Annotated in this window: 17 protein-coding genes and 1 pseudogene; 7 read left to right on the forward strand and 11 right to left on the reverse strand. The window is 65.3% G+C overall.

Features of this window, described 5'->3' with window-relative positions:
* Nucleotides 1-4 precede the first annotated feature (4 nt).
* The 4 genes from ACSJJU_RS03200 to ACSJJU_RS03215 form a co-directional block, all read right to left on the reverse strand.
* The gene (locus ACSJJU_RS03200; RefSeq protein WP_435913725.1) at nucleotides 5-475 is read right to left on the reverse strand and encodes a MarR family winged helix-turn-helix transcriptional regulator; all 471 of its coding nucleotides are present in this window, start codon (nucleotides 473-475) and stop codon (nucleotides 5-7) included.
* 106 nt (nucleotides 476-581) lie between these two features.
* The gene (locus ACSJJU_RS03205) at nucleotides 582-1,430 is read right to left on the reverse strand and encodes an alpha/beta fold hydrolase (protein ID WP_435914372.1); all 849 of its coding nucleotides are present in this window, start codon (nucleotides 1,428-1,430) and stop codon (nucleotides 582-584) included.
* A gap of 470 nt (nucleotides 1,431-1,900) precedes the next feature.
* Nucleotides 1,901-6,367: an autotransporter outer membrane beta-barrel domain-containing protein gene (locus tag ACSJJU_RS03210; RefSeq protein ID WP_435913726.1), complete on the reverse strand. Its 4,467-nt coding sequence runs from the start codon at nucleotides 6,365-6,367 to the stop codon at nucleotides 1,901-1,903.
* 483 nt (nucleotides 6,368-6,850) lie between these two features.
* Nucleotides 6,851-8,074 (reverse strand): FAD-dependent monooxygenase, encoded by a 1,224-nt coding sequence (locus ACSJJU_RS03215; protein WP_435913727.1) that lies wholly within the window; start codon nucleotides 8,072-8,074, stop codon nucleotides 6,851-6,853.
* Between the two features lie 113 nt (nucleotides 8,075-8,187).
* Here ACSJJU_RS03215 and ACSJJU_RS03220 point away from each other — a divergent pair, with 113 nt between their 5' ends.
* On the forward strand, nucleotides 8,188-8,823 hold the full coding sequence (locus ACSJJU_RS03220; protein ID WP_435913728.1) for a TetR/AcrR family transcriptional regulator: 636 nt from the start codon (nucleotides 8,188-8,190) through the stop codon (nucleotides 8,821-8,823).
* On the opposite strand, the pseudogene ACSJJU_RS03225 reads toward ACSJJU_RS03220, so the two are convergent.
* The 3 genes and pseudogenes from ACSJJU_RS03225 to ACSJJU_RS03235 all read right to left on the reverse strand — a co-directional run.
* A pseudogene (locus ACSJJU_RS03225) lies at nucleotides 8,820-9,545 on the reverse strand (TonB-dependent receptor domain-containing protein); the annotation flags it as partial. The gene ACSJJU_RS03220 and the pseudogene ACSJJU_RS03225 overlap by 4 nt on opposite strands.
* 112 nt (nucleotides 9,546-9,657) lie before the next feature.
* On the reverse strand, nucleotides 9,658-10,482 hold the full coding sequence (locus ACSJJU_RS03230) for a phage antirepressor N-terminal domain-containing protein (RefSeq protein ID WP_435913729.1): 825 nt from the start codon (nucleotides 10,480-10,482) through the stop codon (nucleotides 9,658-9,660).
* A 44-nt stretch (nucleotides 10,483-10,526) separates the two neighbouring features.
* Nucleotides 10,527-10,808 carry a hypothetical protein gene (locus tag ACSJJU_RS03235; RefSeq protein WP_435913730.1) on the reverse strand — a complete coding sequence of 94 codons (282 nt, stop codon included), beginning with the start codon at nucleotides 10,806-10,808 and terminating at the stop codon, nucleotides 10,527-10,529.
* A gap of 273 nt (nucleotides 10,809-11,081) precedes the next feature.
* Here ACSJJU_RS03235 and ACSJJU_RS03240 point away from each other — a divergent pair, with 273 nt between their 5' ends.
* Entirely contained in the window at nucleotides 11,082-12,404 is a 1,323-nt protein-coding gene (locus ACSJJU_RS03240; protein ID WP_435913732.1) for an ISL3 family transposase, read from the forward strand.
* 7 nt (nucleotides 12,405-12,411) lie between these two features.
* Here ACSJJU_RS03240 and ACSJJU_RS03245 read toward each other — a convergent pair whose 3' ends face one another.
* From ACSJJU_RS03245 to ACSJJU_RS03260, 4 genes are all read right to left on the reverse strand, one after another.
* The gene (locus ACSJJU_RS03245; protein ID WP_435913733.1) at nucleotides 12,412-13,035 is read right to left on the reverse strand and encodes a hypothetical protein; all 624 of its coding nucleotides are present in this window, start codon (nucleotides 13,033-13,035) and stop codon (nucleotides 12,412-12,414) included.
* Nucleotides 13,007-13,279 (reverse strand): hypothetical protein, encoded by a 273-nt coding sequence (locus ACSJJU_RS03250; protein WP_435913734.1) that lies wholly within the window; start codon nucleotides 13,277-13,279, stop codon nucleotides 13,007-13,009. The genes ACSJJU_RS03245 and ACSJJU_RS03250 overlap by 29 nt, the downstream gene beginning before the upstream one ends.
* 63 nt (nucleotides 13,280-13,342) lie before the next feature.
* Entirely contained in the window at nucleotides 13,343-13,648 is a 306-nt protein-coding gene (locus ACSJJU_RS03255) for a hypothetical protein (protein WP_435913735.1), read from the reverse strand.
* Nucleotides 13,649-13,736: 88 nt separating this feature from the next.
* Nucleotides 13,737-14,162 (reverse strand): hypothetical protein, encoded by a 426-nt coding sequence (locus ACSJJU_RS03260; protein ID WP_435913737.1) that lies wholly within the window; start codon nucleotides 14,160-14,162, stop codon nucleotides 13,737-13,739.
* 563 nt (nucleotides 14,163-14,725) lie between these two features.
* Here ACSJJU_RS03260 and ACSJJU_RS03265 point away from each other — a divergent pair.
* The 5 genes from ACSJJU_RS03265 (at nucleotide 14,726) to ACSJJU_RS03285 (ending at nucleotide 24,433) form a co-directional block, all read left to right on the forward strand.
* Nucleotides 14,726-15,619 (forward strand): helix-turn-helix transcriptional regulator, encoded by an 894-nt coding sequence (locus tag ACSJJU_RS03265; protein ID WP_435913738.1) that lies wholly within the window; start codon nucleotides 14,726-14,728, stop codon nucleotides 15,617-15,619.
* 39 nt (nucleotides 15,620-15,658) lie between these two features.
* Nucleotides 15,659-18,160 carry an N-6 DNA methylase gene (locus tag ACSJJU_RS03270; protein WP_435913740.1) on the forward strand — a complete coding sequence of 834 codons (2,502 nt, stop codon included), beginning with the start codon at nucleotides 15,659-15,661 and terminating at the stop codon, nucleotides 18,158-18,160.
* Nucleotides 18,153-19,385 carry a restriction endonuclease subunit S gene (locus ACSJJU_RS03275; RefSeq protein ID WP_435913741.1) on the forward strand — a complete coding sequence of 411 codons (1,233 nt, stop codon included), beginning with the start codon at nucleotides 18,153-18,155 and terminating at the stop codon, nucleotides 19,383-19,385. Before ACSJJU_RS03270 ends, ACSJJU_RS03275 begins: the two co-directional genes overlap by 8 nt.
* A complete protein-coding gene (locus ACSJJU_RS03280; RefSeq protein WP_435913742.1) occupies nucleotides 19,382-21,043 on the forward strand; it encodes an ATP-binding protein in 1,662 nt (553 codons plus the stop codon). Before ACSJJU_RS03275 ends, ACSJJU_RS03280 begins: the two co-directional genes overlap by 4 nt.
* Nucleotides 21,044-21,112: 69 nt before the next feature.
* Nucleotides 21,113-24,433 carry a type I restriction endonuclease subunit R gene (locus tag ACSJJU_RS03285; RefSeq protein WP_435913743.1) on the forward strand — a complete coding sequence of 1,107 codons (3,321 nt, stop codon included), beginning with the start codon at nucleotides 21,113-21,115 and terminating at the stop codon, nucleotides 24,431-24,433.

Here is a 24,433-nt window from a genome sequence, read left to right on the forward strand (position 1 = left end):
CCGGTCAGTCCTCGGCGCCGGCGCTGGCGCGCAGGTTGCGGCGCAGGGTGAGCAGGGTGGACTGAAGCTCCCCGAGCTGCTCCTGCGTGATGCCGCAGGCGGCGAGGATCTGGTCCGGCACGCAGGCGGCCTCCCCGGCGAGGTCGCGCCCGGCCTCGGTGAGGAACACCCGCACCACCCGCTCGTCGGCCGTGTCGCGCCGCCGCGTAAGGTAGCCGGCGGCCTCCAGCCGCTTGATGAGCGGCGTCAGGGTGTTGGATTCGAGGAAGAGCTGGTCGCCCAGCTCACCCACGGTCTGGCCGTCGCGCTGCCACAGCACCACCATCACCAGATACTGGGGATAGGTGAGCCCCAGCCGGTCCAGCAGCGGCTTGTAGACCCGGTTGAAGGCAAGGCCGGTGGAATAGACGCCAAAGCACAGCAGGCGGTCGAGCGCGCCGGGGGCGGTGTCAGCGGAAAGGTCGGTTTTGCTCATGGGCCAGATATAATCGCGTGCGCTCTTGTCGCAAACAGGCAAGACCATACGGCAGGGGCGGCCTCCCGCACCGGGACGCGCCGCCCGCGCCGTGGTCCTGCCGGGCTCAGCTCCTGAGGAACGCCAGCATGTCCTGGTTGAGCCGGTCCTTGTGGGTGTCGGTGAGGCCGTGGGGGGCGCCCTCGTACACCTTCAGCACCGCATGGGGCACCAGCGCCTTCGAGGCGAGGCCCGACACGTCGAGGGGCACCACCTGATCGTCGCTGCCGTGGACGATCAGCGTCGGCCGGTCGAACTTCTTCAGGTCCTCGCGGAAGTCGGTCTCGGAGAACGCCTTGATCGAGTCATAGGTGTTCTTGAAGCCGCCCTGCATGCCCTGCGCCCACCACGACTCCACGAGGCCGGCGTCCACCGTCGCGCCCGGGCGGTTGAAGTTGTAGAACGGGCCGCTCGGAATGTCCCGGAACAGGCGGGAGCGGTTGGCGATGAACCCCGCGCGGATGTCGTCGAACACCTTGAGGGGGACGCCGCCCGGATTGTCCGGCCGCTGCACCATCAGCGGCGGCACCGCCGAAATCAGGCCGAGGCGCGCCACGCGCCCGGTGCCGTGGCGGCCCACATAGCGAGCCACCTCGCCGCCGCCGGTCGAGAAGCCGAACATGGAGACGTCGCGCAGGTCCAGCGCCTCGACCACCGCCGCCAGATCGTCGGCGTAGTGGTCCATGTCGTTGCCGTCCCACGGCTGGCTGGAGCGGCCATGGCCGCGCCGGTCATGGGCGATGACGCGGAAGCCGTGATTGGCGAGGAAAAACGCCTGGTTCTCCCAGCTGTCGGCGGTGAGGGGCCAGCCGTGGCTGAGGGTGACGACCGGGCCGTCCTTCGGGCCCCAGTCCTTGAAATAGAGGCTGACGCCGTCCCGGGTGAGAATGGTGTCGGGGCTGGTGATCCTGCTCATGGCTGCGGACTCCTTCACTTGGGGGCTGGGGGCGGCCGAGGCGCGCGCCTGCGCCTCCCGCCCGCCGATCACACCGGCGGCAACCGCCGTGGCCGCCGTCGCGCCGATCGCGGCGCCAAGCAGTTCGCGACGATCCAGCCGCTCCATGGTTTCCAGCACGTCACTCATCGGTCTCTCCTTGTCCTGTCTTGGGGGCGATACCGCCGGGGGCAGCGGCACCAAATCGCTTACGCTTTAATCGTGTGCGATACATATGACTTGCGCCGCAATCCGTCAAGAGCGATTTAATCGCGTGCGATATTTTTGACGCAAGGCACGGCAGGGAAGCGGACCCCGCCGGGGCAGCAGGTCCGCCCCCCGGCAGAAAACGGCGAACGAGGGCCGGGGATGCCGAAGTCGATATGAAAAGCGGTGGATCCGTGCCTGCCGGATCCACCGCAAGGTCGCCCGAGAGGGTTCAGGCGGAAGGTTTAGAACGACGCCCGCAGGCCGACGGTGCCCTTGAGGCTGTAGCTGTCGCCGAAATCGCCAAGCGCGGTCTTGCCCGAGCCCTGGGCGTAGAGGGTGACGCGGCCGTTCCAGGTGTAGCTGCCGCCAAGGCCGATCTCGCCCCACCAGGCGCGTTCGCGGTTGAGGATGTCCGTCCCGCTCACCATGACGCCCGTCTCCGCCAGCCATTCGCGGCTGATGTTGACGATGCCGTAGAGGTAGCGGCTGCGGTTGGCCCCCACGGTGGCCTGATGGTCGAGCGACAGGCCCCAGCGCGTGCGCAGGCTCTCGGCCTGGTCCGCCTTCACCACCGCCCCGGCCGGATCAACGAACCGGTCGAAGTCCGCATGGGCGTAGCTCACCTGGATCTGGGGCGTGAGGCTGAGGCCGCCGCCCAGCGCCGCCCGCTTGCCCAGCTCCAGGCTGAAGCCGACGCCGGTGCCGTCGTTGTCCTTGGTGAGCGCGCCGAGCGTGCCGGAGGTAAGATCGCTGGAGAACCAGCTGACCTGCGCCTGACCGTCGGCATAGAAGCCCGAGGGGCTGTGCCAGGTGAGCGTTGCGCCAAGGCCGTGGCCTTTCGTCTTGATCGCGCCGCGGCCGAAGCGGGAGGCCACATGGCCGTCCGCCTTGCCGTAGTGGGCCGTCACCGCGCCGATCAGGGTGCTGCCGTCGCTGCGCTGCGCCAGCGTCTGCTCCATCCCCAGCTGCATCTGCCAGCTGTTGATGTTCTTGTCGGTGCCGCTGGTCGAGAACGCCGCCTCCGGCCGGTGGCGCGTGCTGCGGATCCGGCCCCAGATGCCGCTGCCCGCGTGGATCGGCGACCCCGCCCACGTGCGGTTGCCCACGCGCTCCTGCATCGTCGGCAGCTCGCTCAGCGCCAGCAGGGTCTGCACGTAGCCCTCATAGACCGGCACGCCCGGCTGGTAGACCACGCCCACCTCGCCGGTCGCCGGCGACGGCGCCGGGGAAGGCGCAGGCTGCGGCCCGGGCTGGGGCTGGGGCTGGGGCTGCGGCGTCGCGTCGTCCCCGTCGTCCCCGTCGTCCTCCAGGGTCGTGCGCAGATACCAGTCGCCATCGGTCGGATCGGAGATCCCGCCCTTGAACAGGCGGTAGGCATAGGCGCCGCCGATCACCGCCGGGTCGCCCTCGAACACATAGTCGCCGCGGAGCACGAACGTGCCGTTCGACGCCCCCGCCACGTCGATGATCTTGATGCCCTCGACCGTGACGCCGCCAAGGCCGTCGCGGTTGAGAACCACCACCTCGGTCTGGCCCGCCGTGTCGCCAAGGACCACCAGCCGGTCGGTCGCCGAGTCATCGCCGCCAAGGGCGGTTTCAATCTCGAGCACACCGCCGTTGCCGACGTAATTGCCGACGACGGTGAGCGTGCCGAAGCTGTTGCCCGGCGCCACCGTGCCCGTGTTGAACACGCTGCCCACCCGGCCGTTGCCGCCGAGGCGGCCCTGCTGCGCCACGTCCACGTGGCTGCCGAGCACGCCGTTGACGGAAAGCGTGCCCTCGTTCACCCGCGTCGTTGCCGTGTAGGCACCGTTGTCGGCGGTGAGGACGAGCCGGCCGCTGCCCGCCTTGGTGAAGCCGCCGCTGCCGGACAGCGTGCTGCTCAGTGTCAGCGTCGTGCCCGCGTCGGTCAGCACCGTGCCGTCGCCGGCGAAGACCAGGTCGCGCCCGCTCGCGAAGTCTGCCGTCGTGCGGAGCGTGCCGCCCTCGAAGGTGATCTTGCCCGCCGCCGCGCCGAGGTTGGCGTCTTGCGAGACCGCCAGCGTGCCGCCGCGGATCACCGTGCCGCCCGCATAGCTGTTGTCGCCGCTGAGGATGACGGTGCCCTTCCCGATCTGGTGCACGGCGCCGGTCCCGCTGATGACCGTACCGAAGTCAACGTCGTCGGACCGGTTGAAGGCCAGCACGCCGTCATTGATCACGCTGGCCCCGATCATGCCGGAGGTGCCGCCGTCGCCGAGTTGCAGGGTGCCGGCTTCGATCCTGACGACTCCGCCCAGCGTGTTGTCGGCGGCCAGCGTCAGCCGGCCGCTGCCGGCCTTCGTCATGTCGGCGCCGGAAATGACCGCGCCGGTCCTGACATCGAAGCCCTGGGTGTCGATGATGCCGTCAGAGACAAAGACCGCGTCGTCGCTGCCGAAATTGGCGAACAGGTCAGCCTGCGATGCGCTCAGGACCAGGCGGGCCTTGTCGAGGAGCTGGAAGGTGGCCTGGCCATCTCCCGCCGCGATCTGGCCGACGGTGAGGGTCGACGCCTTGACCTCGATGTATCCGGTGCTGGCCGCGTCCAGCGCCGCGTGCAGGGAACCGGCCTCGAACCGGGAATCGTCGTACACGTAGAGACCACCGTAGCCGAGTTCGCCCACCACGGCCTGGCCGGTGACGGTGGCAACCGCGCCCGTGTCGACCAGCGCCAGAAGGCCTTGCGCGTTCTTGGCCACACCCAGCTTCAGCGTCTCCGCCGTCAGTTTCGGAGCGGCCACCGTCATGTAATGGAGGGACGTTGCGTTCTCGCCGACGCCGCCGAGATACTCCCGGACCGTGAGGTCCGTCCCGTAGTGCAACACGCTTGCGCTGCTGTTCTCGCCGGCCAGAACAAGCCGGTCGATATCAGCCGTTCCCTTGATCAGCTGAAGGCCGGCGACGCCGCCGTTGACGCCGGCCGTCAGGGTTCCGTCCACCTGAAGGCGGGCGTCGGGGCCGTCGAGGGTCACGCTCGCGCTGCTGCCGACGTTGACGCCCATCACCACATCCGCGGCCCGCCATTCCCCGTCCGACAGGTTGACCGCGCCGTAGGAAAGTCCGCTGCCGGTGCTGTTCGCGAGATAGGTGGTCCCGGTCGTCTCGAGCACCGCGCCGTCGCTGACGGCAACAGCCGCGCGCCCCAGCCCCTCGCCCACATAAAAATCGCCCAGGACGTTGAGGCGGGTCTGCGCCCCCGTCATGACAATGCCCGACTCCCGGCTGCCATCGGAGGTGAGGACGGTGCGGTCGGCGGGCGCTCCCGTGCCCAGGGTGACGACGGCCGCGTCCTCGACCAGCATGGCGACAACGCCATTCTCGCCGGCGAGGAAACGGGAGGCCACAAGGCTTGCGCCGCCCGTGACCGTCACTTCCGTCGCGAGCGTGCTGCCGCTGGAGCCAAGCTCGATGGACTGCGCCGCAAAACTGGCCATGTCGCTGACGATCAGCGAACCGCCGTTGTCGATCTGAACGGTATCGAATGCGGCTCTGCTGCCATTCCCGTCGACCGTGAAACCGGCATTGGTCGCAACCTGGAGCCCGGCGGCGCCAAGGAACGTCCCGCCCTCCTTCACCGCGACAACGCCGGCCGTGACGCGCAGATCGCCGGAGAAGCTGTTGGCGCCGGCGAGCGTCAGCGTGCCGGTGCCGGTCTTGGTCAGCGTGGTGCCGCCGATGGCCGCGCCGGTCCTGACGTTGAAGCCCTGCGTGTCGATGACGCCGTTCTGGATCGAGACCTTGCCGGCACCGAACCCGGCGAACAGGTTGCTCTGCGCGCCGGTCAGCACCAGCCTGGCGTTGTTGTTGAGATGAAACGCCCCGTCGCCCGTACCGGCGGAGACCTGCCCGGCATAAAGCGTTGCGTTGTCGACCGTGACCGTGCCGGCGCTGCCGGGGTCGTCCGCCACCCGGACGGTTCCGATCCGCGCCTGTGCGCCGTTGTCGATCGTGAGCGTGGCCTCGCCGTCATGGCTGTTGAAGAAGTCGCCAACGGTGAGGGTGCCGTTCACCCGGAGTTCGGACTGCGCGCCCGTGATGGTGAGCGCGGCCTTGCCGCCGCGTCCGATCGCGCCGGCCTGGGCGGTGAGCAGGCCCCCGTCTTCCACGAGGCCCTGGACCACCATCGTATCGGAGCCGCCCATGGCAAGGTAGCTGCCCGCGTTCCAGACGGACCCGGCCCCGCTCACCCGCATCGAAATGCTGGTGGCATCCACGGTGTTGTGCCCCTCGCCCACGAAGCTGCGGCCGGTCGTCAGCTGCCCGCCGTTCTCGATGATGATCGTGGACGGAGCGGCATCGCGGCCAACCACAAAATCCGCGGCGACGGCAAGGCTTGCGTTCGCGCCGCCGACCCGCACCGTGCCGGACTGGAGGAACAGATCCTCGCCCACCTGCATGGTCCCGCCGCTCTGGACGTCGAGCGTGCCCGCATTCTCCACGCCAAAGTCGTTGGCGACCGCCCATCCGCTCTGAACCGTGGCCTGAGCCGTGCCATAGATCCAGCCCTTGAGCGTCTCGACCGACGTGTCCACGATCAACGTGCCGGATTGAACCCTTGCCTCGTCACCGGGAACGGGAATGCCAAGCGACCAGTTGCCCGGCGTCGACCAGGAGCCGGTGCCGTTCCAGTTGGTGATGTCCGCAAAGGCGGGAGTCGCGGCCGTGCTGGCCAGCAGGGCGCCGAGCACCGCGCCCCTGGTCAGAGGCTGGGCCGCCAGCCGTGGAATTGCCGAGAAAAACGATGTGGACTGTGTCCGGTGAAACCCGTTTTTGAATGTTCCTTCTGCACGCGACAAACGCATCTGATCCCCCGATCGCCCTGTTTCGAGATTTCCGAAAGGTTCTGCCTGTGAAACGTTAGCAATCAGGAAGATTAATTTAAATTAATTTTATAACTACCTTATTGTTAACCTTGATTTATTTCCACCAGCAAGTAAAAAAATTGCTCCAAGCAATCGTGGTGTGTGGACCCGATTGTCTCTGACACCAACTCTCCCCTTTTTTTTCAGGAACAGGCCGGCCCGCCGCCGCGCCATGCCGGGTCTCTTGTGGTGCGGGGGAAGGCGCGCACGGCGGACATGCGTTGCGGCGCGGCGGTCGGGTGCCGCCGCGCCGGGATGCGGGGTTTCGGGCTGTCAGGAGGGTCGCCGGCGCGTCAGCGCCGGGGCGGCTTACCCGGCCGCACGCCCGTAATCGGGCAGCTTGAGCATGTTGTGGACCTCCCGGCGCCGGGCGGCCTGTTCGCTGTCGTCCGCCGAGGAGAGGCCGCCCGCCAGAAGCTGGTTGCGGCGGTCCAGCTCCTCCTGCGTGCGGGGCAGCAGCAGGGATTCGCCGATCGTCGCCAGCGCCTGGTTTGCTTCCACGAAGGGCCGGACGATCCGCTCGTAGGCGGCGAAGGCGTCTTGCGGGTTGTCGTGGGACGCCAGTTCGCCCGCCAGAATATAGGCGCCAACCAGCGCGAGGCTGGTGCCCTGCCCGGAGAGGAACGAGGGCGCGTAGGCCGCATCCCCCACCAGCACCACGCGGCCGGAGGACCAGCGCGGCATGCGGATCTGGCTGACCGTATCGAAATAGAGATCATCCGAGGTCTGCATCGCCTCGACCAGATGGGGCACTTCCCAACCGTCGCGGGCGAACACTTCGGCCGTGCGGCGGCACTGCGCGCCCGCATCCGTGCGCGAATGGACCGGCGGCTCGTCGGTCGCGAATGTCAGGAACGCATGGAGCATCGCGTTGTCGCCGACCGCGTACATTCCGGCCATGCGCCCCGGCGCGGCATAGGTCACGCCCTCGTGGGAAAGGCCGGCCATGTTGGGCAGGGAAAAGAGATTGAAGCACCAGCCGAGATAGCGGTTGAACTGCTCCTCCGGCCCGAACACCAGGGCGCGGGTGCGCGAGTGCAGGCCGTCCGCACCGATGACGATATCGTAGCGCTGCGCATCGCCGCTCTTGAAGCGGACCGTCACGCCCTCGCCGTCGTCCTCCAGCGTGTCGATGGAGTCGTTGAAGCGGTAGCGGATCGCCCCGTTCTGCGTCAGCGCGAACAGCAGGAACGTCAGGACGCCGCGCGGCACCTCGATGTCGCGCCCAACGACGCCGCCGGTCACGGCCTCGGGCGGGATGATGGCGATCGTGGCCGCGTTCTCGTCCACAAAGGTGAGGCGGCGCGCGTTGATATGCGCCTCCCGGAGACGCGGCAGCAGCCCCATGCGCTCGACCACGTCAATCGCGGTGCCGCGCACGTCGATGGGGTAGCCGCCGCTGCGCACCGCGTCCGCGCGCTCCACGATGGTGACGTCAAAGCCGTAGCGATGCAGCCAGTAGGCCAGCGTCGGCCCGGCAATGCTGGCACCGGAGATGAGCACCTTCCTGGAGGGGGCGAGAGGCGTTGGCATGGGACGAACTCCGCTGTTAGGATGCAACACTGCATCTTATGCGCACCCGGGGCAGCGGGGGTCAATAAGATGCGACAATGTATCTTATTTGTGCCGGAACGGGGGGAGGACGTGTGGAAAAGGGCGCGAGACGACGCGGCAGCGTGCTGGTGGAGGCCATACTGGACGCGGCCTGGGCCGAGCTGATCGACAAGGGCTACACCAGCTTCACGCTGGAGGCGGTTGCGCGGCGCGCCGGCACCAGCCGGCCTGTGCTGTCCCGCCGCTGGCCCACCGGCGCCGATCTGGCCGTTGCCGCCATCGGCCATTACATCGCCCGGCATCCCGTCACCGTCCCCGACCTCGGGAGCGTGCGCGCGGAGCTTCTCCTCCTGTTGCGGCAGGTCTCCGATCGTGGTGCGATCACCATCACCCGGGTTCTGTTCAGCATGCGCGACTACTTCCTTGAAACGCACTCCAGCCTGGCCGATCTGCGCGGCGAGCTGCGCAAGCGGACCGGCGGCAATCGGGGGATCGAGGACATTCTCGAACGCGGCGTCCGGCGCGGCGAGATCGACCCCGCCCGGCTGACGCCGCGCATCGCCACCCTCCCCCTCGACCTCGTGAATCATGAAGCGCTCATGACGCACAAGCCGGTGCCCGAAGCGGTGATCGCCGAGATCATCGACTCCATTTTCCTGCCGCTCGTCACCCCGGAAAAACCGGCGCAACGCAAAGGACAGACGGCAAGCCCCACCCGGCCCTCCTAGAGATCAACCGTCAGGTAGGCGGTGACGGCGCGGGGATCGAGCGGCTCGAACGCGCCCGAGCCCACCGACAGCCAGGTATATTTGTTCGTCACGTTGGCGACGGAGACGCGCAGGGACGCGGGCGCGCGGCCCAGATCGAAGGCATAGCGCGCCCCGAGGCTCAGCGTCGTATAGCCGGGGATGAACAGATCGTTCCGCACGGTGGCCGCAACCTTGCCCGTGTGCAAAACGGACCCGTCAACGGACAGCCCCTCGCAAAACGGCAGGCGATAGTCCACGTTCATTTCCAGCGAGACCTGCGGCTGCCCGACCGGCCGCCTGCCTGCCGCCGCCGCCCCCGGCGCATAGGAGACACGCGGCCTCTGAAGAAAGGCGCCGCCGACCACCTTCAGCCCCGGCAGGGAGTGATCGGAAACGCTGACCTCGAAGCCGGAATGGGAGACCTCGCCGAGGTCGCGGTACACATTGTTCTGGTCGAGGCTGAAATAGGGCTTCCGGATATCGAAATAGCCCGCGATGAGGGACGTTGACGGGAATGGCGACCACTTGATCCCCGCGTCATACTGCCGGGTCAGCAGCGCCGGCAGAACCTCGAGGCGGTTGGCGGCGTAGTCCGGCGCCTGGCCAATTTCCTCCAGCCCCTTTGTGTAGCTGCCATAGGCGACCCAGTCCGGCGCCAGGCGAACGGTCAGGGCCGTGCTCGGCAGCCACTTGTCCGTCTTCCGGTCCTTCGCGGCCTGCTCCGGGGCGTGGACCGATTTCTTGGGCTATCCGGCATATCGGGTTGATGAAGCCCTGCAAGGGCTCCACTGCTGCTCCGGCGCTAAGGGTTGATTAGGGTTCGATCTGGAAAACCCAACAGCTCTTTGCACCACCGATGATGCGGCTGTTGACAGCTTTGTCCGCGATGAAGCGCGGTGCGTCCGATTGCTTGAGTGCCTTCCGCATTGGCGCATCAATCTCAACGCGAATGCCAGCATCCTTGAAATGCTGGCGGATTTCCTTGAGGTTCAGGGCCAGCAAGTTCGATACGCGGCTGTGGTTGAAGTCCACGCCCCGCGCCTTCAAGGTCTCGATTCCATCCCAGAAGGTGCGAAGGATGTCGGGCGGCTGCGGCGCGTCATGGCCCAGCTCTTCCAGTGCCGGCGTGTCGATGCCCAGTTCGGCGCACATGCCCTCCAGCATTTGGTGCATCATCCGCCGCTCCACCCGGTTCCGCGTTACCTGGAGCTTCTGCGCCAGGCGCAGCGTCTGGTTCTGGAGCGACACGCGAGAGGACACAGACTGAAGGTTGAGCCGCTTGCCCATGCGTCCGTGGAAATGCTCGAAGATCGTGCGGAAAGCCTCCTCTTGGTAGAGGAGGATTGCGGCCCGTCTATCCTCATCCTTCACCTGCCGGGGGTCGAGCGTCACCAACCAACCGTGGAAACGCTCCAAGTGGAGACAGAGCATTTCCTGCATTCCACCGGCAGAAGGTATCAACATAGTGTTGATACCTTTGCTGATGACAGGGTGCTGCGTAATACGCCAGTGCTGTCCCTGCCACGTCAGCCCCAATGCCTCGACGACAGGCTTCATTACCACGAAGATGCCTTCCGGCTGGCGCACCGTCAGTATCTGGTGCTGATGGAAAGGCATTACCTCAAATCGGTTGGTCATACTTACTCCTGACGTCCAAGGTATGCGTGTTACACGCATACCTTTCAGTGCAAGTCCCTGCTTCGCGCGACCACCTTATTGGCGAATGCCGCGTCGTCGTAGATGGCCTTGGCCTGACGGCTGAAGGTACGGAAGATCGCGGCGAAATCCGCGCCGGTCAGATCAACGACATTGGCGCCATGCTCGTCCATGATCTGGGCGATAGCACTGAGCCCCTGAGCCACGTCCTTCAGGGCGAGGTCAGCATCTTCGGTGATGATATAACCGCGGGTCTCGAATTGATCGGCCTCGCGCTTGGCGCTAGGTTTCTTACCAGCTTGTTCCATGGGGGGGTATCCCTTGGTTCGAGTTAGGGCCGGAGCGATGTTGGCGCATCACTCCGGCTCGCCACCACTAGTTACGTAAGTTGACGCCATTGTCAATGGGTGTTACGTAACTCCCATGTCAGATGAAGAACCCCTCTCGGTCCGCTTTGAAATGCGGGCCTCCGAACGGTGGATTGAACGCCTCGACGAGTGGCGCGGCAAGCAGAAGCCTATACCGTCGCGCGCGGAAGCAATCCGTACCCTCGTCACTACAGCGCTGGACAAGCTCGAAGAATGAGCTGGCTCCGTCTCGCCCACCTTGAGGGAGAGACGCCGCAACTGATCCACCACGAGGGCAAGCTGATCGAGGTCCGCATTGACTGCCGGACCAAAGGTCCGCCTGCCATTCCGGTGAATGGCTGCTGCCTCATTCCAGAGCTGCTCAAGAACGGCACCAAGAAGGTTCGTGTACGGGACCGGCGAATCGAGCCGGTCCCAACATGGCTGGTCATTCATCGCCAGCGGTTCCGCTGCCGTAACTGCGGCAGTACGGTCTATGAAGAACTGCCCGATGTGGATGATCACCATTACGTCACCCGGCGGCTGAAAGAGGATATCGTCCGCTCCGCGATCAAGCGGCCCTTTGAAGACGCTGCCCACTTCCATGCGGTGGAACCCACGCTGGTCCGCCGCATCTTCAAAAGCTATGCGCGCCAGCGCCTTGATGGATATGAGTTTGCCGCGCCGCGCGTGTTGGGGGTCGATGAGAACCGCATCCTCGGCAGCAACCGCTTCGTCTGTGCCGACATCGAGGCAGGTACTATCCTCGATATGCTGCCTTCGCGTGATACGCCGACCATCGAGCCCCTCTTCCAGCGAATGGAGGCACATGGCAGGGTCGAGGTCTTCTGCCAAGACATGTGGCGCGGCTATGAGACGCTGGCGAAGCGCTACCTACCCAAAGCCCTGGTCGTGATCGACAAGTTTCATGTCGTTCGCATGGCCAATGATGCGATGGACAATGCACGACGGACCTTCGCAGCTACCCTGACCAATGAGACGCGGAAAAAGATGCGGCGGCAGAATCGCATCTTCCTGTCACGCTGGGAGAGCTTGAGCGAAGAGCGGCAGGACAAGCTCGCCGCCATCTGCGCTGAATTTCCGTTCCTGCAAGCCGCCTACACCTTCAAGGAGCGGTTTTTCGATCTCTACGAGCTGGAAAACCGCGCAGCCGCTGAGGCGGCCTACCTCCGCTGGCGGGACGCCGTTCCGTCAGAGCTTCGCCCGTTTTTTGCGCCGGTGGTTCGCGTCATGAAGAACTGGGGCATCCCGATCTTTAACTACTACGAGGCGAAATACACCAATGGGCTGGTTGAGAACCTGAACGGGCGCATCAATGAGATCAACCGGCGGGGCTACGGCTATGATTTTGAGACGCTACGCGCCAAGGCTCTGCTGCGCTACGGCACTTTGGTGCCATTAGGCGATCTCGTCCATTTCTCCTTCCCGCTCGCCAAGAGCGCAGAGGATGTGCGGAGGATGGTTGAGACACCAATAGGCAAGAGAGGCGTCCGCGCATCAACCTTGGCGGGCGCCCTGGCGAGGGGCACTTTCTAGCCCCTCATCAACCCGATATGCCGGATAGCCATTTCTTGTAGTGTGTGCGCTGCACCCCGGCGCTGTAGGTCAGGAATTCCCCCCACGCCAGCGTGTAGGACAGGCCGCCGGTCAAGTGTTTGACCCCGTCCCGCGTCTGCTCCGAAAACCGGAACGCCGGTTTGGCCGGGTTCACGATTTCCCCGATGGGCACGCGCCCGAGATCGGCCCGGTCGGACCCGCCCCAGGTTTCCACCACGTCGCGCCCGCGCAGGCTGAACAACACCAGATGCCGCCGCCCGCCCTCGGCGAAGGCGCGGGACGCCCGGAATTCCCCGCTGTAGGACCGGGATCGGGAGGGCGGGTCGGCATAGACGATCCTGTCCGCCTCGCCCGCCTCGTCAATGCCGTCAAAGATGTTGCTGAAGCTGGAGCGGGAGCGGTTGAGGGAATGGAACAGCCCCGTCTTGATTGTCCACGCCCCGAGCGCCGCCTTGCCGACCACGCCGATGTTCTGATTGAACCCGTTCCACAGCGCCCAGTCCGGCCCCGGGTAGTGCCCCCGCTCGATGCGCGGCGGCAGCACGCTCGCGCGGGGCACATAGATCGGCGCGGCGGTTTCATCATCGGTGGTCGAGCGATTCCAGAACATCACCACGTCCACCGCCGTCGGAGACGCGCCAGTGCGGCACGAGACCGAACGTCGCCGATGTTCCGCGCCCGCCGTTGCCGAACCGGTTCCTGTAGGCGGACGCCCCGCCCGCCACCGACAGCCGGTCCTCGACGACGACGAGGCGGCCGTCCAGTTCGAGGCCGTAGCTGTCGAAGCGCCCGTAGTCCGCCAGGACGGACAGGCCATCGGCCCCATCGGCGCGGCGCAGGGTGATGTCGACCACACCGGTCGGCGCCGGGAACGGATCGCCCTGCGCCGCCAGTCCCACCTTGATGGTGGAACGTGCCTAGACCCGGCTGTTCAACCCGCCCTGCTGGTCGAAGTAGAGACCCTCGACGCGCACGTTTCCGGCCGTGGTGGGCGAGAAGCCGCGAACCGAGCCGGAATCATAGAGGCCGATCGTCTCGCGCCCGATGCTGGTGCCGAACGCATCCTCGGCGGCCGCGATCGCGTTCTCGCGGGACCGCCTGACCCCGCCATCCGTGCCGCCCGCGCCGACCACACCATGATGCGCCGACGCATCGGCAGACGCCGCCATCAGCACAACCACGCCCAGGGCCGCCCGGCACAGGGCGGAGGTGCAGAATTTCATGCGAAGAGCCGCCATCCTGTCCCGGTCTGTCACGCGCCTCTCGCCTGCGGGGCGACGCGGTCATCAAAATACGGCCCGCGCCGGGTCGTCATCGGGCCGGCCGGGCGGACGGAACCGGGGGCTCCGGCGTCATGAAGTCATGGAAGAGCGCTGCCCGCTCCGTCAGCCGGAGCGTCTCGCCGCCCCGCCGCACCGTCAGCACGACCGCATGATCCTCTCCCTTGGCCTCTCCTTGATGCCGAAGGTGCGCCATGATCGCCTCCGGCGTGGCGACGGGGGTGCCGTCAATGGCGAGCAGCACGTCGCCCTCTCTCTGGGACGTCCGGCCGGCCCCCGCCTTGAGCCGCTGAACCACAACCCCGCCCGCAACGCTCCTCAGCGACAGCGCGCCGTGCGGGTTCGCGATATCCGCGCTCCCTGTCTCCGGTCGGCGTTCCGCCTGGGCGCCGGACGGAGCCACCAGCAGACAGGCCGCCACCACGGCCGCGGCCGCCAATCTCGCTCGCACGGGCATGTTTCCCTCCCGGAGATGCAGAACTGGATGCGGAAACGGATTGAGAAGTGGATTCAGAAACGGAATGAGAAGTGGGCTCAGAAATGGACGCCGCATTGGTTCTCGTGTCAGGTGCCGAAACAGCACCTCGCCTCGGGGTTATCGTTGGGTGCGGGAAGCGAACACCTGGACCCTCGGCCTGTCAATCATTTGGCGTAGTTTAAATCACATATACCACCAAGGCAAGGTAGTCACCCCGATCCCGCCCCCGGCAAGGGAGGACAGCTCCCAACAAAAAAGCCCGCATTCCTGCGGGCCTTTTTGTGTTTTGGCGCTAGGTCGTACCAGCCGGTGCCGGACGCCAAATCACTCCACTCGAACATCAATGGGAACTGCAATCTCATATAGATCAATGTGTTATCACGGCGGAAAGGACGAAATGCCATGAAGAATACCATGAGCCGCTGACTGCGCCACGCCCCCCTCGCGGCGATGGCCCCCGCCGCACCCATCCTCTCTTTACAAACCAACCAGAAACTGGTCGAATACAATTCCGATGTGGGTCATGATACTGGGGTGCAAGGGTGGGGACAGCGCAACGTCGCGTTCGGTGGGGCATTGAGCGCCGGCTCGAATTCATTGAGTTCCGGCTGTTCTGGGAAGGCCATGTCAACCGCGGCGACCTAATGGCCGCCTTCGGGATCTCGATCAACCAGGCATCCACCGACCTGAACCGCTACCTCGGCATGGCGCCGGGCAACATGGTCTATGACAAGAGCGCCCGCACCTACGTCCGAGGCGACCGCTTCGAGCCCCTGTTTCTGAAACCGGACCCGGCCAGCTACCTGTCCCAGCTGCGGTCGATCTCCGACGGCATCGTCACGCAGGAGGAAACCTGGATCGGCCAGCTGCCGGCCTTCGATACGGTGCGCAGCCCCGCTCGGGGCATCGATGCCGGCCACCTGCGCGCCGTGCTCCAGGCCATCCACAACAGGCAGGCCATCGAAATCGAATACCAGTCGCTTTCCAGCCCTACCCCGCGCTGGCGCTGGATCGCACCGCATGCCATTGCCTTCGACGGCTTCCGCTGGCATGCCCGGGCGTACTGCTTCACCGATGACTGTTTCAAGGACTTCCTGCTGGCGCGCATCCTCGGCATCCGGGACAGCCGCCCCAGTGACGCGGACCCCAGCCAGGATGCCGACTGGCACACGCACGTCACGCTGGAAATCGGTCCGCACCCCGGCCTTTCCGACACGCAGAAGAAGGTCATCGCGCTGGACTACGGCATGCGCGGAGGAAGGGCCAGCATTACCGTCCGCAAGGCGCTGCTCTACTACACGCTCAAGCGGCTCGGGCTCGACATTGACCCGTCCACCCGGAACCCGGCGGATCAGCAGATCGTATTGCTGAACCGGGAAGTGACGGGCATGAAGCGAACCACGTCCACGAATAAGCCGCCTATCCGGAACGACTGAATCTGGAAGGCAAGCCATGACAAATCTAGAAGATAAACCATGCCATTGACCCTGCCCCAGCTGGAACGCCACCTGTTCAAGGCCGCCGACATCCTGCGCGGCAAGATGGATGCCTCCGAGTTCAAGGAGTACATCTTCGGAATGCTTTTCCTCAAGCGCTGCTCGGACGTTTTCGAACAACGCCGCGAGGAAGTCATCCAGCTCGAGCTGGCCAACGGAAAGACCGAAGCCGAAGCCCGGGTGTCCGCAGAAAACCGGAACTGGTACAAGAAGGATTCATTCTGGGTGCCTCCGCATTCGCGTTACAACTACCTGCTCAACGAGGCTCACCAGAACGTCGGCGACTATCTCAACAAGGCGCTGGCGGGTCTCGAGAGTTTCAACGCCAGCCTGGACGGGGTGCTGGAACACATCGATTTCACCCGTAAGGTCGGCCAGAGCAAGATCCCGGACATCAAGCTGCGCCAGCTGATCACGCACTTCGGCATCTACCGGCTGCGTAACGAGGACTTCGAGTTCCCTGACCTGCTGGGCGCTGCCTACGAATACCTGATTGCGGAGTTTGCCGACTCGGCCGGCAAGAAGGGCGGCGAGTTCTACACACCCCGCTCGGTGGTGCGGATGATGGTGCGGCTGATCAAGCCCTCATTGGCTCACGACATCTACGACCCCTGCTGCGGTTCCGGCGGCATGTTGATCGCAGCCAAGGAATACATCGACGAGCATGGCGAAGACGGTCGTAAGGCCTGCCTCTTTGGCCAGGAGTTCAACGGCACGGTGTGGTCCATCGCCAAGATGAACATGCTGCTGCACGGCATCAGCACCGCAGACCTGCAGAACGAGGACACCCTCGCCGACCCCAGGCACATCGAGAATGGAGAACTGAAGCGATTCGACCGTGTGCTCACCAATCCGCCGTTCTCGATCAACTGGGGCAACACTGAGAAGAACGCCGACGGCACGCCCGCCTGGGCGCCGAAGTTCCCCGAGCGCTTCCGCTTCGGCCAGGTTCCGCTGGGAGCCAAGAAGGCCGACCTGATGTTCCTGCAGCACATGATCGCCGTCACCCGCGACGGCGGCATGATCGCCACCGTCATGCCGCATGGCGTGCTGTTCCGCGGTGGCGAAGAGAAAACCATCCGCGCCGGCATCATCGAGGAGGACCTGCTCGAAGCGGTGATCGGCCTTGCCCCAAACCTGTTCTACGGCACCGGCATCCCGGCCTGCATCCTGGTGCTGCGCCAGCGGGTGCAGCACGGCGCGCAGCGCGTCAGCGGCAAGCCCAAGGAACGCCAGGGCAAGGTGCTGTTCATCAATGCCGACCGTGAGTACTTCGAAGGCCGGGCGCAGAACTTCTTGCTGCCCGAGCACATCGAGAAGATCGTCACCACCTTCGACGAATTCAGGGAAGTGCCCGGCTTCTCGGCCATCGTCGACATCGCCACACTCAGGGCCAACGATTACAACCTCAACATCCGCCGCTACGCCGACAATGCACCGCCGCCCGAGCCGCACGACGTGCGCGCGCATCTGGTTGGTGGCGTGCCCAAGGCCGAAGTGGCCGACAAGGCCGCGCTGTTCCAGGCCCACGGGCTGGACCCGCTGGATCTGTTCGTCGAGCGCGATGCGAAGTACTTCTACTTCAAGCCCGAGCTGACCAGGCGCCAAGACCTCAAGCCCGCCATCGAAGGCAACGCCGGCATCAATGCCAAGGAAGCCGCCATCCGTGAAGCCTTCGAGCAATGGTGGCAGGCGCACAGCGGCCGCATCACGGCACTGGCCGGTCAGATGGACAACCCCGCCAGTCTCGTCGCCCTGCGCAATGACCTGCTGGCCAGCTTCAGCCAGAGCCTGGAGGCCATCGGTCTGCTCGATCCCTTCCACGTGCGCGGCATCGTCGCCGGCTTCTGGTACCAGACCAAGTACGACTTCCTCACCCTGATGGCGCGTGGTGCCAAGGGCGTGGCCGATGCCTGGCGTACCAGTATCGTCACCGCGCTGGAAGACAAGGCCAGCAAGGAAAGCCCGCTGGAGCACAAGCTGGTCAAGTTCCTGATGGGCGACTTCGTCGAGGCCATCAACGAGCTGGAGGCCAGGAAGGCCGAGCTGGACAGCCAGATCAAGGCAGCTGATCCCAAGTCCGCGAAGGATGCCGACGGCGAGGATGGCGAAGCTGCCGAAGTTGAGGAGGAGGCCGACGAGGAGAACGCCGTCGACGAAGCCCAGCTGAAGGCCTGGAAGAAGGAGCTCGCCGCCGTGAAGAAGGCCCTGAAGGCCAAGAAGGACAGCTTTGCGGCGCACATCAACGCCGCCGTCGATGGCCTGTCACCCGAGCAAGCCGCCGAGCTGCTGCTGACCATCCTGCACGACGACATGCGCGCCATCGTCGAGCGCTACATCGCCGCCCAGCGCAAGGCCATCGTCGCTGCGTTCGAGAACTGGTGGGACAAGTACCGGGTGACGCTGATGGAGATCGAGGGCAAGCGCGATGCGGCGGCGAAGGCGCTGGAGAGATTTTTGAAGGGGTTGGGGTATGTCTGAGTTCGTGCCCCTCGGCGACCACATCACCGTGCTGAAGGGTAAAGCCCCTCTCGAGACCGGTTTCGCTGGGCCGGGAGCAGAGCCTTACCTAAACCCGGAATATCTTCGGGGGCGTGCGGATGCCGATCTAGTCAAAGCCGGGCCGGACGCAGTACGAACCGCCGATGGCGACACCATTCTTCTATGGGACGGATCAAACGCCGGCGAGTTCTTCAGGGCAAGGCCCGGCCTGCTCGCATCGACGATGGCGAAGATTTCGCCAAGTAAGGCATTCCTTCCGGCGTACTTTTTTCATGTTTCCAAACATGCAGAAAGCCGCCTGAAAAGCCAGACAAGCGGCACGGGCATCCCGCATGTGGACCGTGAGCTGCTTGAAGCCATTAGAGTTTTCTGCCCAAGTTCCACACAGCAGCGGGTAATTGCTGCAATTCTCGACACCCTCGACACCGCCATCCACGAAACCGAGACGATCATCGCCAAGCTCAAGGCCGTAAAGCAGGGCCTGCTGCACGACCTGCTGACGCGCGGCATCGACGCCAACGGCGAACTGCGCCCGCCCCAGTCCGAGGCGCCGCATCTCTACAAGCAGTCGCCGCTGGGGTGGATTCCGAAGGAGTGGGACGTACTACCACTCAGCCAGATGGCAGATGTGTCGCGAGGAAAGTTCACGCACCGACCAAGAAATGACCCCCGATTCTACGGCGGTAAACATCCCTTCATTCAAACCGGCGATGTTGCTGCGGCTGAAGGGGAATACGTCTCGACGTTCTCGCAAACATTGAGTGACCGTGGGACATCGGTCAGCCAGGAGTTCCCTGCCGGCACAATTGCCATCACCATCGCCGCTAACATCGCTGACACAGCGATCTTGGCGATCCCGATGTATTTCCCTGACAGCGTTGTTGGCGCGGTTGTCAAAAGCGTACACAACGTGCGGTTCGTTGAATTATCGATCCGTAGAGCCAAGTCGTGGCTTGATGCGCGTGCTCCGCAGAGCGCGCAGAAGAACATCAATCTCCAAGATTTGCGGCCACTTCTTCTCGCAGTTCCATGCCGAGAGGAGCAAGACGAGATTGCCATAAGGTACGAGGCACTTCAGTCTCGGCTTCAGATCGAAGTCGATTGTCTGAACAAGTACATGGAGGAGCGTGCAGGCCTCATGGACGACCTCCTCACCGGCCGCGTCCGCGTCACCCCCCTGCTGCAGGAGGCGCAACACGCATGACGCCCAGGCTGCCACCTGCCGAATCCCTGACGGTCGAATTCAAGAGCGACCGCAAGCGCCTTTCGGACAACGAGTTGGTCGAGGCCATCGTCTGCCTTGCCAATGCAGAGGGCGGCGAGCTGTGGTTGGGTGTTGAAGATGACGGCACGCCCACGGGATTGCATGCGGAGCACCGGGTGCTCGATGGCCTGCCCGGCCTGGTGGCAGCGCGCACCTCGCCTTCAATCAACGTGACGGTGCAGGCCTTGGAAGTGGATGGCGTATCCGTTGCCCGTATCGCCGTCCCCAAGGCGCGGTCTGTGGTCGCGACCTCGGGCGGCGTGTATCTGCGCCGCCGGATACGGCACGACGGCCAGCCGGAGTGCGTGCCCATGCTGCCCCACGAGCGCGAAAGCCGCGCCAGTACCCTGGGGCTGGTCGATGTGTCCGCGCTGCCGGTGGCGGGCGCCACGCTGGCCGATCTGGACCCTCTGGAGCGCGAGCGCCTGCGCCAGGCCGTGCAACAGTACGGCGGCGATCGCGTGCTGCTGGAGCTGGACGATGAGGCACTGGACGGCGCGCTGGGGCTGACCGTTCGCGAGCCGGACGGCAGCCGGGTGCCCACCCTGACCGGCCTGCTGCTGGTGGGGCGGGAGAGTGCCCTGCGTGAACGGGTGCCCACCCACGAGTTCGCTTTCCAGGTGCTGGCGCAGCAGGCGGTGCGCTTCAACGAGTTCCGCCGTTTTCCGCTACTGAAGGCACTGGACTGGCTGGAGACCAATTTCCGGCCCTACAACCCGGAAGAAGAGCTGCAGGTGGGGCTGTTCCGCGTGCCGGTGCCGATGGTGGACATGGCGGCCTTCCGTGAGGCCGTGGCCAACGCCCTGATCCACCGCGACTACCATCGCCTGGGTGCGGTGCATGTGCGGCTGGAAGACGACGCCCTGGTGGTCAGCAACCCGGGCGGACTGGTGGAAGGTGTGACGCTGGCCAACCTGCTGGTGACCGAGCCGCGCCCCCGCAACCGCGCACTGGCCGATGCCATGAAGCGCATCGGCGTGGTCGAACGTTCCGGGCGCGGCGTGGACACCATCTATCGTGGCATGCTCAAGTTCGGCCGGCCGGCGCCGGATTACTCCCGTACCGATGCCCACAACGTGGTGGTGCGGCTGCCGACCGAGCCGGCCGACCTGGATTTCCGCCGGCTGGTGGTGGAGGAAGAGCGCCGGCGTGGTGCCGAGTTGCCCATCGACAGCCTGATCGCGCTGGCCGCCCTGCGGGAGCTGAAGCGGGTGACGGCAGACGAGCTGGCAGGCCGCATCCAGCGGGACGCGGCGAGCGCGAAGCGCACGCTGGAGGCATTGATCGAAGCGGGTTTGGTGGAGGCGCACGGTGCGGCACGCGGGCGCAGCTATACCCTGTCGGCGGCTGTCTACCAGCGCCGGGGTGAGAAGGCCGCGTATACCCGTCAGGCTGGCTTTACCCCCATCCAGCATGAGCAGATGGTGCTCAATTATGTGCGTCAGCACGGGCAAATTCGGCGTGCTGAAGTGATGGATTTGTGCCGTCTCAGTGAGGGGCAGGCCAAGGATCTGCTTAAACGGATGCAGAGTAACGGCCTGCTGAAGCTGGAAGGCGCGGGGCGGGGAGCCTTCTACCGGGTGGGGAACGGGGATTGAAAACGGATGAAAACGGATGAAAACGGATGAAATTGGCGTGCGCTGCATCCAATTTCCGTAAAGGAGTCGATGGTGGGGTGGGAACTCGAAGACGTTGAAAAGCGGTTCGTAGCGCAGCTTGAGGGGCTGGGCTGGGTCCGTGTCGAGGGCAGCCTGGACGACCCGAAGGTGACGGGGCGCAGCAGCTTCTCTGAGGTGATCCAGGAGGGCGTGCTGCGCGAGCGGCTGCGGGCTTTGAACCCCGGCCCGGACGGCCAGCCATGGCTGGACGATGCACGCCTGTCGGAAGCCGTGTCCGCCATCACCCGGCTCGGTACGCACAAGCTGATGGAGGCCAACCAGAAGGCCACCGAACTGCTGATCAAGGGGTTGACGGTCGAGGGCCTGCCGGGCTGGGACGGTGGGCGCGGCCAGACGATCCGCTACATCGACTGGGATATGCCGGCCAACAACCGCTTCACGGTCGTCAACCAGTACCGCGTCGATTGCCCACCCGGCTACAACAGCGGCAAGGCTTTCATCGTGCCCGACCTGGTGCTGCTGGTGAACGGCATCCCGCTGGTGGTGGTGGAGTGCAAGAGCCCGTCCATCCCCGAGCCGTTGGCCGATGCGGTGGACCAGCTGCGCCGCTACAGCAACCAGCGCAAGGCCGCTTACGAGATCGAAGACAACGAGGGCAACGAGGCGTTGTTCGCCACCAATCAGTTGCTCATCGCGACGAGCTTCGATGAAGCGCGCGTGGGCTGCATCGGTGCGGCCTTCGAGCACTATGCGCAGTGGAAGACCGTGGTCGGGCCTGACGGCAGCGGCAGCGAGATCGAGGTGGCGCAGAAGCTGGGCAAGTCCGGCCTGTCGGAGCAGGAGCGCCTGGTCGCCGGCCTGCTGGCTCCGGCTCACCTGCTGGACGTGATCAAGAACTTCCTGCTGTTCATGCAGGTGGGCGGCCAGACCACCAAGTCGGTCTGCCGTTACCAGCAGTACCGGGCGGTCAACCGCGCCATTGCCCGGCTAAAGACCGGCAAGACCCGCCTGCAACATGGCGAGCACGACCAGCGCGGCGGCATTATCTGGCACACCCAAGGCTCGGGCAAGAGCCTGACGATGGTGTTCCTGGTGCGCAAGATGCGCGCAGACGCACAACTGCGGCGCTTCAAGGTCATCGTCGTCACCGACCGCAAGGACCTGCAGCGCCAGCTTTCGGAAACCGCCACCCTGACCGGCGAGGTGGTGGAGGTAGCCGAAAGCACGGCCGGCGTGAAGGCGCTGGCGCGGCGCAAGGGACCGGGCCTGATCTTCGCCACCATCCAGAAGTACCGCGACACCGACACGACGGACGATGCCCCCCTGACGGCCGACGACCTGCCCAAGGTGGCCGAGCCTAAGGTCAGCTACAAGTCCGGTGAAGAGTTCGAAGTGCTGAACGAGGACGACAGCATCCTCGTGCTGGTGGACGAAGCCCACCGCACCCAGTCCGGCGACCTGCACGCCAACCTACTGGCCGGGCTGCCCAACTGCGCGCGCATCGGCTTCACCGGCACGCCGATCATCATGGGCGAGAAGAAGCGCACCCATGAGATCTTTGGCGAGTTCATCGACCGCTACACCATCAAGGAAGCCGAGGCCGACGGCGCCACAGTGCCGGTGCTGTACGAGGGTCGCACCGCCAAGGGTGCGGTCAAGGACGACGCCAGCCTGGACGCGCTGTTCGAGGACCTGTTCCGCCAGCGCACGCCCGAGGAACTGGAGGCGATCAAGCAGAAGTACGCCACCAAGGGCCATATCTTCGACGCTCCGGCGCTGATTGCCGACAAGGCGCGCGACATGCTGCGTCACTACGTGACCAACATCCTGCCCAATGGCTACAAGGCCCAGGTCGTCGCCTACAGCCGGCTGGCGGCGATCCGATACTTCGAGGCGCTGAAGACCGCGCGCGATGAGCTGCTGGCCGAGGCCGAGCGCCTGAGTCCGCAGGACAAGGCGCTGGACGACGAGGCCCTGTGCCAGCGCCCGCCCAAGGTTCAGGCGTTGGTGCAGGCCTGGCGCTACCGCGACACGCTGGCGCGCCTCGAGTTCGCGCCCATCATCTCGGGCAGCAACAACGACGATCCGGCGTGGAAAGCCTGGACCGATGGCGCTGCGCACGAGCAACTGATCAAGCGCTTCAAGAAGCCGCTGTTCCACGCCGACCCAGCCAAGACTGATCCGCTGGCCTTCCTGGTGGTGAAGTCGATGCTGCTCACCGGCTTCGACGCGCCCATCGAAGGCGTCATGTACCTGGATCGGCCGATCCGGGAAGCCGAGCTGCTGCAGGCCATCGCTCGCGTCAACCGCACCGGCTTCGGCAAGCGCTGCGGCATCGTGGTGGACTACTACGGCGTGGCGCAGCACCTGAAGGAAGCCCTCGCTGCCTACGCCGACGAGGACGTGGAAGGCGCGCTGGCGAGCCTCAAGGATGAAATCCCGGTGCTGCGCGACCGGCACCTGCGCGTGGTGGACCTGTTCCGCCAGCGGGGCATCGAGTCGCTGGATGATACCGAGGCCTGCGTCGAGGTGCTGGGCAGTGAGAGGCTGCGGGCCGAGTTTGCGGTCAAGCTCAAAGCCTTCCTGGCATCGCTGGACACGGTGCTGCCGCGCCCGGAGGGTCTGCCGTACTCGGGCGACGCGAAGCGGCTGGCCTATATCTACGCGCGGGCACGCAACCGCTACAAGGACACGCCGGTACTGGGCAAGGATGTCGGCGCCAAGGTGCGCAAGCTGATTGACGACCACGTGATCTCGCTGGGCATCGACCCCAAGATCCCGCCGATCCAGCTGACGGACGCTGAATTTGACACGCACCTGGCCCGCGCGGCCAATGACCGCGCCAAGGCCTCGGAGATGGAGCACGCGATCCGTTCGCACATCCGCAAGCATGCGGACGAGGACCCGGTGCTGTACCGCAAGCTCTCCGAGCGGCTGAACGAGATCCTCAAGACACTGGGTGAACAGTGGAACGAGATCATCGCGCAGCTGCAGAAGATCATCGACGAACTGCGCACTGGCACGGCGGGCGCTGCCGATGCGCCCAGCGACCTGCCGGCGCATTGCGCGCCCTTCCTGCGCACGGTGCTGGACGTGGTCTGTGCCGGGCGAGCGCCCACGTCGGCCGAACTGCTGCGGCTGAAGGACGTGACCGTGGAACTGGTGGACCTCCTCGTGCAGGAGCTGCAGAGCAACCGGGGCATCTGGAGCCCCCACAAGCGCGCTGCACAGGACGAGCTGAATGGATACTTGTTCGATCACCTGATGCGGCTGCGACCGCCACTGGTGGACATCGACAAGGCGGGCGTGCTGGCCGACAAGCTGATGGAGCAGGCCCGCGCCAACCACGACAAACTGGTGCAGGTATGA

The organism is Pedomonas sp. V897 (assembly GCF_051304405.1).
GTDB lineage: Bacteria > Pseudomonadota > Alphaproteobacteria > Sphingomonadales > Sphingomonadaceae > Pedomonas.

Excerpts from the sequence above, each read along its gene's own strand:
- ACSJJU_RS03235 (WP_435913730.1), bottom strand. The coding sequence starts at position 10,808 with ATGGAACAAGCTGGTAAGAAACCTAGCGCCAAGCGCGAGGCCGATCAA.
- ACSJJU_RS03245 (WP_435913733.1), bottom strand. The coding sequence starts at position 13,035 with ATGTTCTGGAATCGCTCGACCACCGATGATGAAACCGCCGCGCCGATC.
- ACSJJU_RS03280 (WP_435913742.1), top strand. The coding sequence starts at position 19,382 with ATGACGCCCAGGCTGCCACCTGCCGAATCCCTGACGGTCGAATTCAAG.
- ACSJJU_RS03260 (WP_435913737.1), bottom strand. The coding sequence starts at position 14,162 with ATGCCCGTGCGAGCGAGATTGGCGGCCGCGGCCGTGGTGGCGGCCTGT.
- ACSJJU_RS03200 (WP_435913725.1), bottom strand. The coding sequence starts at position 475 with ATGAGCAAAACCGACCTTTCCGCTGACACCGCCCCCGGCGCGCTCGAC.
- ACSJJU_RS03215 (WP_435913727.1), bottom strand. The coding sequence starts at position 8,074 with ATGCCAACGCCTCTCGCCCCCTCCAGGAAGGTGCTCATCTCCGGTGCC.
- ACSJJU_RS03240 (WP_435913732.1), top strand. The coding sequence starts at position 11,082 with ATGAGCTGGCTCCGTCTCGCCCACCTTGAGGGAGAGACGCCGCAACTG.
- ACSJJU_RS03255 (WP_435913735.1), bottom strand. The coding sequence starts at position 13,648 with ATGAAATTCTGCACCTCCGCCCTGTGCCGGGCGGCCCTGGGCGTGGTT.
- ACSJJU_RS03230 (WP_435913729.1), bottom strand. The coding sequence starts at position 10,482 with ATGACCAACCGATTTGAGGTAATGCCTTTCCATCAGCACCAGATACTG.
- ACSJJU_RS03205 (WP_435914372.1), bottom strand. The coding sequence starts at position 1,430 with ATGAGCAGGATCACCAGCCCCGACACCATTCTCACCCGGGACGGCGTC.
- ACSJJU_RS03270 (WP_435913740.1), top strand. The coding sequence starts at position 15,659 with ATGCCATTGACCCTGCCCCAGCTGGAACGCCACCTGTTCAAGGCCGCC.
- ACSJJU_RS03285 (WP_435913743.1), top strand. The coding sequence starts at position 21,113 with ATGGTGGGGTGGGAACTCGAAGACGTTGAAAAGCGGTTCGTAGCGCAG.
- ACSJJU_RS03275 (WP_435913741.1), top strand. The coding sequence starts at position 18,153 with ATGTCTGAGTTCGTGCCCCTCGGCGACCACATCACCGTGCTGAAGGGT.